General features: G+C 73.1%; 11 protein-coding genes. 10 read left to right on the top strand and 1 reads right to left on the bottom strand.

Features of this window, described 5'->3' with window-relative positions; genetic code table 11:
* Positions 1–172: 172 nt before the first annotated feature.
* Entirely contained in the window at positions 173–1,747 is a 1,575-nt protein-coding gene (locus OG617_RS28430; protein ID WP_405095996.1) for a serine/threonine-protein kinase, read from the bottom strand.
* Positions 1,748–2,022: 275 nt separating this feature from the next.
* Between OG617_RS28430 and OG617_RS28425 the strand changes: the two genes are divergently transcribed.
* The 10 genes from OG617_RS28425 to OG617_RS28380 are packed head-to-tail and all read left to right on the top strand — an operon-like array spanning position 2,023 to position 12,481.
* Complete coding sequence (locus tag OG617_RS28425; RefSeq protein WP_405095995.1) at positions 2,023–3,015, top strand: Gfo/Idh/MocA family protein; 993 nt, start codon at positions 2,023–2,025, stop codon at positions 3,013–3,015.
* A 9-nt stretch (positions 3,016–3,024) separates the two neighbouring features.
* Positions 3,025–3,948 carry an ABC transporter permease gene (locus OG617_RS28420; protein WP_405095994.1) on the top strand — a complete coding sequence of 308 codons (924 nt, stop codon included), beginning with the start codon at positions 3,025–3,027 and terminating at the stop codon, positions 3,946–3,948.
* A gap of 13 nt (positions 3,949–3,961) precedes the next feature.
* Positions 3,962–4,894: an ABC transporter permease gene (locus OG617_RS28415; protein WP_405095993.1), complete on the top strand. Its 933-nt coding sequence runs from the start codon at positions 3,962–3,964 to the stop codon at positions 4,892–4,894.
* A gap of 21 nt (positions 4,895–4,915) precedes the next feature.
* Positions 4,916–6,433 carry an ABC transporter substrate-binding protein gene (locus OG617_RS28410; RefSeq protein WP_405095992.1) on the top strand — a complete coding sequence of 506 codons (1,518 nt, stop codon included), beginning with the start codon at positions 4,916–4,918 and terminating at the stop codon, positions 6,431–6,433.
* A gap of 57 nt (positions 6,434–6,490) precedes the next feature.
* On the top strand, positions 6,491–7,513 hold the full coding sequence (locus OG617_RS28405) for an ABC transporter ATP-binding protein (protein WP_405095991.1): 1,023 nt from the start codon (positions 6,491–6,493) through the stop codon (positions 7,511–7,513).
* On the top strand, positions 7,488–8,510 hold the full coding sequence (locus tag OG617_RS28400) for an ABC transporter ATP-binding protein (protein ID WP_405095990.1): 1,023 nt from the start codon (positions 7,488–7,490) through the stop codon (positions 8,508–8,510). The genes OG617_RS28405 and OG617_RS28400 overlap by 26 nt, the downstream gene beginning before the upstream one ends.
* Positions 8,507–9,475: an N-acetylglucosamine kinase gene (locus OG617_RS28395; RefSeq protein WP_405095989.1), complete on the top strand. Its 969-nt coding sequence runs from the start codon at positions 8,507–8,509 to the stop codon at positions 9,473–9,475. The genes OG617_RS28400 and OG617_RS28395 overlap by 4 nt, the downstream gene beginning before the upstream one ends.
* The gene (locus OG617_RS28390; RefSeq protein ID WP_405095988.1) at positions 9,472–10,158 is read left to right on the top strand and encodes an N-acetylmannosamine-6-phosphate 2-epimerase; all 687 of its coding nucleotides are present in this window, start codon (positions 9,472–9,474) and stop codon (positions 10,156–10,158) included. The genes OG617_RS28395 and OG617_RS28390 overlap by 4 nt, the downstream gene beginning before the upstream one ends.
* Entirely contained in the window at positions 10,158–10,865 is a 708-nt protein-coding gene (locus OG617_RS28385; protein ID WP_405095987.1) for a GntR family transcriptional regulator, read from the top strand. Before OG617_RS28390 ends, OG617_RS28385 begins: the two co-directional genes overlap by 1 nt.
* Positions 10,865–12,481, top strand: coding sequence for an FAD-dependent oxidoreductase (locus OG617_RS28380; RefSeq protein WP_405095986.1), 1,617 nt, complete (start codon positions 10,865–10,867; stop codon positions 12,479–12,481). Before OG617_RS28385 ends, OG617_RS28380 begins: the two co-directional genes overlap by 1 nt.
* The last annotated feature ends 37 nt before the right edge of the window (positions 12,482–12,518 follow it).

The following is a 12,518-nucleotide window of genomic DNA, read 5'->3' as shown; positions in this document are numbered from 1 at the left end:
GTGCTGCCGCCGAGCCCGGGAACCCGGCGCACGCCCCGGCGCGGTCGGTCGGTCCGGTGCGCCCGCTCCGGTGCGCCCGGGGGGCAGACGCGGTCGGGCCGGCGGGCCCGGGCGTAGGCACGTCGGGAACAGGCGCGGTCGGGAGCAGGCGTCGTCGACGAGTCGGGCGTGGTCAGCGGGCCGAGAAGGCGGAACCGGACGGGTCGCCGGTCTCCGGCCGGGCCAGGCAGTGCACGAGCCAGACCTCGGTGCCGGTGAGCTGGATCGGCCACGCCTCGCGTACCCAGGCGGTGGTGGTCCGGCCATCGCTGCGCGCGGCCATGACCGACCCCGAGCAGGCGGCACCGACGTCGGCGCGGGCCATCAACTCGTCCTGGGGGACATCGACCGCGTCGGCGGGCAGGTACGTCGCCGCGAAGGTCTCCCAGGCGTGGTCGGCCGTGCAGTCGACCCGGCGGGGCGGCATGGCGTTGCCACTGACCGAGGTCAATCCTCGCCAGCAGAGCGGGCGGGTGGGGCAGAACGCCGCACCGCAGGGCGTGAACCCGGCCTGCCGGGCGGCGTCGTCCGTCGACGCGGTGCTCGGCCGCTGCGGCCCGGTGCCGGACGCCGGCCCGTCGCCACGGCCGAGGCCGGCCTGCCAGACCACGACTCCCCCGACCAGCACGATCGCCAGCAGCGCGGCGACCAGCGGCCACCGCCGGCGCGCCGTGCGTGGGCCGACGGCGGGAACCGGTGGCGCCGTACCGGGCCAGACGTGTCCCGACGGGGACGACACCGCGGCCCTCGGCGAGGCCGGTGGCGCCGTGCCGGGCCAGGCCGGTCCCGGCGGGGACGGTACCGCGGCGCCCGGCGAGGCCGCTGCCGGCGACGGTCGCTGCCCACCCGGGCCGGACCGGCCGTCGGCGGCGGACCAGCCATTGGCGGCAACCCGGCCATCGGCGGCGGCCCGGGCGGCGTCGGCCAACTCGGCGGCGCAGGCCCAGCGGCCGGCCGGGTCGGTGGCCAGGGCACGCCCGACGACGGCGAGCACCGGGGCGGGCAGGTCAGCGCCGAGGGGACGCGGTGCGAACTGCACCCGCTGCAGGGCCACCGCGTACGGGCTGTCCCCGGCGAACGGGCGGTGCCCGGCGAGGCACTCGTAGGCAGTGAGCCCGAGGGCGTAGACGTCGCTGAGAGCGGTGGCGGGCTGCCCGAGCACCTGCTCCGGCGAGAGGTAGGAGGGGGTGCCCAGGACCGCGCCGGAGACGGTGAGGTGGGTGCCGTCCCAGGTCCGCGAGATCCCGAAGTCGGTGATCAGCACCGATCCGTTCCGGCGGATCAGCAGGTTGGCCGGTTTGACGTCCCGGTGCACGATCCCGCAGTCGTGCACGGCCTGCAGGCCGTCGGCCGCCTGGGCGATCAGGCGCATGACCTCCTCGGGGGCCAGCCGCCCGGACCGGCGCAGCACCCCGGAGAGGGACTCGCCGTCGACGAACTCCATCACCAGGAAGGTGACGCCGTCGCTGCGTCCGTAGTCGTGGATCGACGCCACGGCGGGGTGGTTCACACTGGCCATGGCCTTCGCCTCGGCCAGGAATCGACGGGCGAAGTCCGGCTCGTCGGCCACCTCCGGGAGCATGGCCTTCACCGCGACGACCCGGCCGAGCACCTCGTCGACCGCCCGCCACACCTCGCCCATGCCGCCGGCGCCGATCCGGGTGTCCAGGCGGTAACGGCCGCCGAGCCTCAGGCCGGAGTGCAGCATTCGTCTCACCCGTCCGCGCGTCGGATCTCCCCGGCTCGGACCGGGGTCGCGCCATCATGCCACGCCGCACCGGCCCTTCCGCCCGCCGTCCGGGCCCGAACGTCGGTCCCGCCACCGGGACCGGACCGTCCGACACCGATCGCCGCAACGTCGCAGCTCAGCGCCGGATTCCAGGGCGGGACAGGTCTTGTCACGGGCCCGAGCAAGGTGTACAACTACAGGCGGCTAGGTACATACCTAAGCGGTTATCGGTATGCAACAGTGGGAGGTTTGGCGTGGACCGCCTCAGGATCGGTGTGGTAGGTATCGGTGTCCAGGGTCAGCTGCACGCCCGCGCGCTGCGCGACGTGTCGCAGGCGGACCTGGTGGCCGTTGCCGACGTCTCACCGCAGAACCGCAGCTGGGCCGAGAACAACCTGGGGGTCCGGGCCGTCCCGGAGATCGAGGCGCTGCTCGACGACGTCGACGCGGTGAGCATCTGCACCCCCGACCACCTGCACGAGGCCGCGACCCTCACCGCCCTGGCGGCCGGCAAGCGGGTGCTGCTGGAGAAGCCGATGGCCCTCTCCACCGCCAGCTGCGACCGGATCCTCGCCGGCCGGCCCGACCCCGACTCGCTGATGATCGGCCACGTGCTGCGCTTCGACCCCCGGGTCACCCGGCTACGGGAGGTGGTGCGCTCCGGCGAGCTGGGCGACATCTGGCACGTCAAGGTCTGGCGGTGCACCTCCCAGGCGGTCGGGGCGGGCATCTGGGACCGGACCTCGGTCGCCTGGTTCCTCGGCATCCACGACGCGGACCTGCTGCGCTTCGTCACCGGCCGGGATGTCGAGGTCACCGGCGCGATCGGACGCAAGGTCCTCTCGCCCAGCCACGACGTGGTGCACGCGACGGTCCGGTTCGACGACGGCGCCATCGGCACCATGGAGAACAACTGGACGCTGCCGCACTCGCGGCCGTCCCGGGCCGACGCGGGCCTACGGATCGTCGGTGAACACGGCATCCTGGAGATGGACCTCTCCCACAACGACCTGATGTACGCCCGTCGCGACGGCGCCGCCAACTACCTGGACACCTACTTCTGGCCCAGCCGGAACGGCGGCGGCGCCTACAACCTTCGTACCGAGCTTGAGGCCTTTGTCGACGCCGCGCTGGTCGGCGGCCCGACCCCGGTCAGCGGCGAGGACGGCCGCGCGGCGGTCGCCGTCGTCGAGGGCATCGAGGCGGCGCTGGCCGGCACCCCGACGTCGCCGCCACCGGGCCACTGAGAGACCGGCATGCTGCGTTACGCACTACGCCGGCTGGCGATCTCCGCGCTGGTCCTCTTCGGCGCGGCGACCGTGGTGTTCTTCGCGATGCGGGCCGTCTCCGGCGACCCGGCGCGGGCCGTGCTCGGGCCGGACGCCGACCAGTCGGCCGTCGACGCGCTGCGTCAGGAGTACGGCCTGGACGCGACGATCCCCGTGCAGTACCTCCGGTTCCTCGAGCGGGCCTCGGTGCTCGACTTCGGTGACTCCTTCCGGCTCAACGACTCGGCGATGAACCTGGTGCTGACGCACCTGACCGCGACCGCGGCGCTGGCGCTGACCGCGTTCGTCATCGCCCTGCTCGTCGGCTCCGCCCTGGGCGTGCTGGCCGCGACCCGCCCGAACAGCTTCGCCGACCGGATCGTCTCGGTGCTGTCCATGCTGACCCAGTCCCTCCCGTCGTTCTGGGTGGGCATCATGCTGATCCTGGTCTTCTCCCGCTTCCTGCACCTGCTGCCGAGTTCGGGCTCGGCCTCGCCGGCAGCGATGATCATGCCCGCGGTCACGCTCGCCCTGCCGCTGCTCAGCGTGGTGCTGCGGCTGGTCCGTTCCGGGCTGCTCGATGTGCTGCACGAGGACTACGTGGTCACCGCACGGGCCAAGGGGCTCTCCGAGTTCCGGGTGGTCGGCTCGCACGCGATGCGCAACATGCTGATCCCGGTCGTCACCGTGGCGGGCCTGGAGTTCGGCAGCCTGCTGGGCGGCGCGGTGATCGTGGAGACGGTCTTCGCCTGGCCCGGGATCGGCCGGCTGATGACCGACGCCATCGCCGCCCGCGACTACTCCATCGTGCAGGCCTGCGTCATCACGGTCGCGGCCATCTTCATCACCATCAACCTGGTCGTCGACCTGCTGTACGTCCGGCTGGACCCCCGGGTCCGAGAGAGCGTCTGAGGAGGCGGTCGAGATGTCCGATGCGGTTCCCGGCTCCGCGCTGGCCGGCGTCCCGGTCCCACCGGCGCCCGGCAACAGTCCCGCCGATGTACCCGTCGCACCGGCTGCCACCCGACCCCGGCGCCGGCTGCGGCTCTGGATACCCCTCGGGGTGATCGCGGCCTACCTGGTGACCGGGTTGTTCGGCCCGATGGTCGCCCGGTACGACCCGATCGCCACCTCCGTGGTCGACCGGCTGCTCCCACCGGGCAGCCGGCTCTCCGACGGCAGCCTGGCCCTGCTCGGCACCGACCAGGTCGGCCGGGACCTGCTCGCCCAGATCATGCAGGGTGCCCGGGTCTCGATGCTGGTCGGCGCGGCGACCCTGCTGCTGGCCGGCACGGTGGGCACCGCGCTCGGCATCCTCTGCGGCTACCGGGGCGGCGTGGTGGAGGCGGTGGTGATGCGGCTGGCCGACATCCAGCTCGCCTTCCCGTCGATCCTGCTCGCCGTCTTCGTCGCCGGGGTGCTCGGCGCCAGCGTCACCAACGTGGTGCTGACCCTCTCCATCACCACCTGGCCCATCTTCGCCCGGGTCGCCCGGGCGCAGACCCTGGCCACGACGTCCCGCGACTTCGCCAACGCCGCCCGCACCCTCGGGGCCGGCCCCTGGCACGTCGTGCGGCACTGCGTACTGCCGGCGGTGGCCAGCCCACTGCTCGTCATCGCCACCGTGCAGTTGGGCTTCGTCATCGTCGCGGAGGCCTCGCTGAGCTTCCTCTCCCTCGGCATTCCACCCGGTACGCCGAGCTGGGGCACCACCATCGCCAACGGCCGTGACTACCTGGCCAGCGCCTGGTGGATCGCCACCCTGCCCGGCCTGGTGCTGGCCATCTTCGTGGTCTGCGTCGGGGTGCTCGGTGACGAACTGCGCGACCGCTCCGACCCGAACCTCTCCACCCGGTAACCGTCAGTGAAATGAGATGACATGAGATCTCTACCCCTCCGCCTCGGTGCGCTGGTCATGGCTGGTGCACTCGGACTGACCGGCTGTTCCTTCGGCGCCGACGACCCGGCCGGTGGCGGCGGCTCCGCCGACGCCACGCTGCGGGTGGCGAACCCGACGCCCGTCGTCTCGCTCAACCCGTTCGCGGCCAACTCCGCCGACCAGCCCACCCTCACCGTCCTGCAGGGGGTCTTCGAGACCCTGGTGGTCCGCACCGACGGCAAGTTGACGCCGAAGCTCGCCGAGAGCTGGACCAATCCGGACCCGCTGACCTGGCAGTTCGCCCTCCGCAAGGACGTGACGTTCGCCGACGGCACGCCGATGACCAGCGCCGACGTCAAGGCGTCGCTCCAGGCGCTGATCGACGGCAAGGGCCCGCTGGCCGGCCTCTGGGCGGCCGTGACGGAGGTCGGCACCCCCGACGGGCACACCCTGACCATCCGCACCGGGACCCCCCTCGGCACCGTGCCGAGCAACCTCGCCCTGCTCTCGGTCGCCCCGGCGGCCAAGCTCACCGACCCGGCCTTCTTCAACGCCCCGTACGGCACCGGCCCGTTCAAGGTCTCCTCGTTCACCGCCGGTCAACGGGTCGAGCTGGTCCGTAACGACAACCACCAGGGCGACAAGCCGAAGCTGGCGGGGATCTCGTACCGCTACATCCCGGAGGTCTCCGGGCGGGTGACCGCCCTGGCCAACAACGAGATCGACGTCTCCTGGGGCCTGCCGCCGGACCAGCTCGCCGGGCTGCGGGAGAACAAGGACCTCACCGTCTCGTCGTTCCCGACGTACGCCAACTACTACATCTGGTTCAACAGCTCGCGGAAGCCGTTCACTGACGCGCGGGTACGGCAGGCCATGTGGTACGCCGTCGACTTCGGCAAGATCAATGGCTCGCTCTTCGACCAGGCCGGCACCTCGGCCAAGGGTCCGCTGCCGGAGCCGGTGTTCGGCTCGGCCGCCCAGAACCCGTACGGCTACGACCCGGCGAAGGCCAAGCAGCTGCTCGCCGAGGCCGGCTACCCGAACGGCTTCAGCACCACGATGATGTGGAGCACCGGCTGCTGCACCAACGGCAACTCCTTCGCCGACGCCATGATCAGCGACTGGGCCAAGGTGGGCATCGTGGTCAAGCCGCAGGAGCTGGAGCGGGCCACCTGGCTGGACCGGCTGCTCAAGCTCGACTGGGACAGCACCATGACCACCGGCAGCACGGTCACCGGCGACGCCGACTTCAGCCTGGCCCGGCTCTACCTCTCCACCGCCAAGCGCAACGGCTACGCCAACCCGGAGCTGGACCGGATCCTGCTGGCCGCCCGGCAGGAGATCGACCAGGACAAGCGGACCGACCTCTACGCCCAGGCCGGCAAGATCGTCTGGGACGAGGCGGTGGGCATCTTCCCGCTGGACCTCAGCGGCAACGTGGTGCTGCGCAAGAACGTCCAGGGGTTCACCCCGACCCCCAACGACCTGCCCGACTTCGCCGACGTCTCGCTCGGCTGACGGACTCTCCCGCCCACCACATCGGCTCACGACGAACCGGACCCGGAGGACCCTGCGATGGCGGCACCACCGCACGCCCGGCAACCGCTGCTGGCGGTCGACGACCTCGTCGTCTCGTTCCGCAGCCCGCTCGGCGCCTACCGTGCGCTCAACGGCGTCTCGTTCCACATCGACGCCGGCGAGACGCTGGCCATCCTGGGCGAATCCGGGTCCGGTAAATCGGTCACCATGCGGGCGGTGATGGCGCTGCTGCCCAAGCACAGCGCGCAGATCGAACGCGGCACCATCCGCTACGACGGGGAGGACCTCTCCGCGCAGCCGGCGCGCCGCACCCGGCAGCTGTCCAGCACCGAACTGGCCATGGTCTTCCAGGACTCACTGACCGCGCTCAACCCGGTGGTCCGGGTCGGTAGCCAGATCGCCGAACTGTTCCGGGTCCGGCTCGGCACCTCGCGCCGCGAGGCGTGGGCCCGCGCGGTGGCCGGGCTGGACCGGGTGGGCATCCCGAACGCCGCCCAGCGGGCGCGCGACTACCCGCACCAGTTCTCCGGCGGGATGCGGCAACGGGTGGTCATCGCCATGGCGCTGGCACTCGGCCCCCGGCTGCTCATCGCCGACGAGCCGACCACCGCCCTGGACGTCACCGTGCAGGCGCAGATCATGGACCTGCTGCGGGACCTGCGCCGCGCCGACGGGATGGCGATGATCCTCATCACCCACGACCTCGGGGTGGTGGCCGACATCGCCGACCGGGTGGCCGTCATGTACGCCGGCGCCATCGTGGAGACCGGCCCCCTGCGCACCGTGTACGACGCCCCCGCCCACCCGTACACCCGGGGCCTGATGAACTCGCTCCCCGCGCCGGACCGGCCCGGCTCACGGCTGACCCCGATCGAGGGGATGCCACCGTCGCCGCTGCAGACCCCGACCGGCTGCCCGTTCCACCCACGCTGCCCGTTAGCCCGCGACCGGTGCCGCAGCGACCGTCCCGTGCTGCGCACCGTCGCCCCGGGCCAGGACGCGGCCTGCCACTACGCCGAGGAGGTGATGACCAGTGCCGACATCCGAGACCCGGCTTGAGGTAAAGCAGTTGCGGGTCGCCTATCCCGCCACCCGCCGTCTGCTGCGCCCGGCACCGGACATCAGCGCGGTCGACCAGCTCAGCCTCACCGTCACCACCGGCCGCACGCTGGGGCTCGTGGGGGAATCCGGGTGTGGCAAGTCCAGCCTGGCCCGCGCCATCGTCGGCCTGCGCCGCCCGGCCGGCGGCGAGATCTGGTACGACGGCGAGCGGATCGACGACGCCGACGCGGCACGGCGCCGCCGGCTCACCGCCGAGATCCAGATGGTGTACCAGGACCCGTACTCCTCGCTGAACCCCCGCAAGAAGGTCTCCTTCGTCATCGCGGAGGGTTGGCTCGCGCACCCGGGCATGGTGCCGCGTGACCAGTGGACGGACCGGACCGTCGAGCTGCTGGCCAGGGTCGGGCTCTCCGCCGAACTGGCCGACCGGTTCCCGCACCAGCTCTCCGGCGGCCAGCGTCAGCGCGTCGGCATCGCCCGGGCACTGGCCGTCGGCCCCCGGATCGTGGTCTGCGACGAACCGGTCAGCGCGCTGGACGTCTCCGTGCAGGCGCAGACCCTCAACCTCCTCGGTGACCTGCGCGACGACCTGGGCCTGGGGTACCTGTTCATCGCGCACGACCTGTCCGTGGTCCGGCACGTCAGCGACGAGATCGCGGTGATGTACCTGGGCCGGATCGTGGAGACCGGCCCGGCGGCGCGGGTCTACGACGAGCCGGCCCACCCCTACACCCGAGCGCTGCTCTCGGCCGCGCCGGTGCCCCGACCCTGGGCTGCGCCACCGCGCGAGCGCATCGTGCTCACCGGCGAGGTGCCCTCACCGGCCGATCCCCCGTCGGGCTGCCGGTTCCGCACCCGGTGTCCGCTCGCCCAGCCCCTCTGCGCGCAGCGGACACCCGAACTGCGCGTCGTCGCCGGCCGCGAGGTGGCCTGCCACTACGCCGAGGAGAGCCACGCCGGCCCGGTGCCGGCCGCGACGGGGGCGGCCCGATGACGGGCAGCACCGGCGCCGTCCGGGTCGGCGTCGACCTCGGCCAGGGCGGCTGCCGCGCCGTCGCATGCGAGGGCACCCGCACCGGCCACGCCAGCACCCCGGGATTCTGGGGTGCCGACACGGACGTCCTGGTCGCCGACGCGGTGACCGCCGCGCTGGCCGATCTGGGGCCGGACCGGGACGCGCCGGTGCGGGTCGGGGTCGGCATGACCGGGCTCAACGGCCAGTCGCCGCCCACCGAGCCGCTGCGGCACCGGCTGCGGGCGGCGGGCCTGCGCGGCACCCTGCGGATCGCCGACGACAGCGTGACCGCCTACCTCGGCGCCCTCGGCCCGGTCCGCGGCGCGGTGGTCGCCGCCGGCACCGGGGTGGTGGTGCTGGCGGTCGGGGCCGACGGCCGCACCGCCCGCGCCGACGGCTGGGGCGCCCTGCTCGGCGACCGGGGATCTGGCCACTGGATCGGCCAGGCCGCCATCCACCGCGCCCTACGCGACGCCGACCGGGGCACGCCCGGGCCGCTGGGCGACGCGGTGAGCGCCGCCTGGGGTCCGGTGGCGACCCTGCCGGCCCGCTGGCGGGAAAGCCCGCCGACCCCGGAACGGGTCGCCGGCTTCGCCGTCATGGTCGCGGAGCTGGCCCGGGCCGGGGACCCCGCCGCCCGGCAGATCTGGCGGACGGCCGGACGGCTGCTCGCCGAGTCGACGGTCGGCGCGCTGCGGCGGGCCGGGCTCGCCGACGCCGAGGTGCCCGTCGCCGGCACCGGCGGCCTCTTCCGGGCCACCGACCTGCTGCTGCCCTCCTTCGCCCGGGTACTGCGGGCCGGGGCCCCGAACGCGCGGCCGGTCCCGGCGACCGGCGATCCACTCGCCGGGGCGCTGGCCCTGGCCGGACCCGCCACCGGTCCGCCGGCTCTGACCGGACTGACCACCCATGTCGACATCGAGGAAAAGGCAGAACACCGATGAACGTGGCCGAGGCCATCCGTGGACGGCTGATCGTCTCGTGCCAGGCCCAGGAACCCAGCCCGTTCCTGGACACCCCGCACATGATGGCGATGGCGAGCGCGGCCGTGCTGGGCGGCGCCGCCGGACTGCGCGGTCAGGGGGTTGCCCACGTGCGGGGCATGGCCATGCTCGGGGTGCCGGTGATCGGCCTGGTCAAGCGGAGCACGCCCGGCAGCTCGGTCTACATCACCCCGACCGAGGCCGACGTGACGGCGCTGACCGAAGCCGGTGCCCGAATCGTGGCCGCCGACGCGACCGGACGGCCCCGACCGGGTGGGGAGAAGCTGGCCGACATGGTCGCGGCGACCCACGCCGGCGGCGCGCTGTTCATGGCCGACGTGGACAGTCTGGACGCCGCACTCGCCGCGGTCGACGCCGGAGCCGACCTGGTCGGTACGACGCTGGCCGGCTACACCACCGACACAGACGTACCGGACGACCCGGACATCGCGCTGGTCGGCACGATCAGCCGGCGTTGTCCGGTTCCGGTTATCGGGGAGGGGCGGTACCGTACCCCTGCCCAGGTCGCGGCGGCCTTCGATGAGGGCGCGTGGGCCGTCGTCGTCGGCACCGCGATCTCCGACCCGGTCAACACCACACGTCGGTTCGCGCACGCCTGCCCGCATTCCCCCGTGGAGCCTTGATGACCACCAAACTGAGCCAGACTCGCACCGAACTGCGGCGCCGGGTCGCCGAGCTGACGGCCCACGCGGCCCTGCCCCGGGAGCGGGACCTCGCCGAGGAACTGGGCGTGAGCCGGACGACGCTGCGCCAGGCCCTGCGCGAACTGCTCGACGACGGGTTGATCTACACCATCCGGGGCCAGGGCACCTTCGTCTCCGACACCCGGATCGCCAAGGGCACCAGCCTCAGTGGATTCACCGAGGACATGCGGGCCCGGGGGCTGATTCCGAGCAGCAAGATGATCGAGACGGACGCGGTGGTCGCCCGGGAAGCCCTGGCCGTCGAGCTCGGGCTGCCCGAGGGGTCCCTGCTCTACCGGGTGGAGCGGCTGCGGATGGCCGACGGCGCGCCGATGTGCCTGGAGGAGGTGCACCTGCCCGCCGACCTCTTCCCCGGCCTGCTGGTCGAGAACCTCGACGGGGCGCTCTACGAGACCATGCGGGACCGGTACCAGGTCCAGGTGACCGTGGCCCAGCAGATGATCGCCGCCGTCGTGCCCAACCAGCGGCAGTGCAAGCTGCTGGAGATCCCGCCCACCTCGGCACTGCTGGAGGTGCGGCGGATCGGCTTCGACAGTCGCGGCCGGGCGGTGGAGCGGGCGGTCTCGCTCTACCGCGGCGACCGGTACCACTTCGCGCTGACCGCACGACGAGGGGAAACCGGCTGATGAGCCGCACCGAACGGACCAACGAGGAGTACACCGACGTGCTGGTCGTCGGCGGCGGGGTGGGCGGCGTCGCCGCCGCGCTGGCCGCCTGCGAGGGCGGCGCCCGGGTGGTGGTCATCGAGCCGTACGCGTGGATCGGCGGTCAGCTCACCTCGCAGGCGGTGCCCCCGGACGAGCACCGCTGGATCGAGACCCACGGCTCCACCGCCAGCTACCGCCGGTTCCGGCAGGGCGTGCGGTCGTACTACCAGGACTGGTACGCCCTGGCCCCGGCCCAGGGCGGTGGACTGCTCAACCCGGGTAACGGCTGGGTCAGCGCGCTCTGCCACGAGCCGCGCGCCGCGCTCGCGGTGCTGCGCGCGATGCTCGCCCCCTGGCGCGCTTCCGGCCGGCTGGTCGTGCACACCCAGGCCACCCTGCTCAGCGCGACGACCGACGGCGACACCGTGACCGGGGTGAGTGTCCGCCTGGCCGACGGCTCGGTACAGCACATCGGCGCCCGGCAGGTGCTGGAGGCGAGCGAGACCGGTGAGCTGCTCGCCCTCGCCGGGATCGAGCACCGGACCGGCACCGAGTCGCAGGCGCAGACCGGTGAGCCGAGCGCGCCGGAGCTGGCCGACCCGTTGAACATGCAGGCGGCCACGGTCTGCTTCGCGCTCGAACACGTCGACGGCGACCACACCGTCGACCGGCCGGCCGACTACGAGCACTGGCGGGCCATTTCCCCACCCGGCTGGCCGAACCGGCTCTTCAGCTGGACCTACCCCGACCCCCGAACCGGCCGGCCGGTCACCGGTCGCTTCACCCCGAACCCCGGTGCCGGCGCGGCGTCCATGGAGGAGGGGCTGGTCGAGCCGGAGCTGTGGACCTACCGGCGGATCCTGGACCGGCAGACGTTCCGGCCCGGCCTGCTGCCCAGCGACGTGACCATCGTGAACTGGCCGATGAACGACTACCTGGACGGCCCGCTCTTCGGGGTGCCGGACGCGGACTGGCACGTCCGCCAGGCCAAGGAGTTCAGCCGCGCCTTCCTGTACTGGCTCCAGACCGAGGCGCCCCGGCCGGACGGCGGGGTCGGCTTCCCCGGTCTGCGGCTGCGTCCCGACGTGACCGGCACGACCGACGGCTTCGCCCAGGCACCGTACATCCGGGAGTCCCGCCGGTTGGAGGCGGTGACCACGCCGGCCGAGCAGGACCTGTCGGTGGCGGTCCGGGGCGACGCCGGCGCGGTCAAGTACCACGACACGGTCGGCACCGGCCATTACCGCATCGACCTGCACCCGAGCACCCGTGGCACCGGCTACCTCGACGTCGCCGCGCATCCGTTCGAGATTCCGCTGGGGGCGCTGCTGCCCCAGCGGGTGACCAACGTGGTGGCGGCGGGCAAGGCGATCGGCACCACCCACATCACCAACGGGTGCTACCGGGTGCATCCGTCCGAGTGGTCGATCGGTGAGGCCGCCGGCTCGCTGGCCGCCTTCTGCCTGGCCCGGCGGACCACTCCACACGGGGTACGCGAGACACCGGGCCTGCTCGACGAGTTCCAGAGTGGACTGGCCGGACGCGGCTCCGACCTGCGCTGGCCGGCCGGAACCACGCTGACCGACCGGCCGTAGCGCGAGCGCCTGGCCCCTGCGGCCGACTGGTCGGCCC

Origin of the sequence: Micromonospora sp. NBC_01412, from assembly GCF_045040215.1 — a bacterium.
Lineage (GTDB): Bacteria > Actinomycetota > Actinomycetes > Mycobacteriales > Micromonosporaceae > Micromonospora > Micromonospora rubida.
Note: the sequence above shows the minus strand (reverse complement) of the source record. Positions and strands in the feature narration are given on the sequence as shown.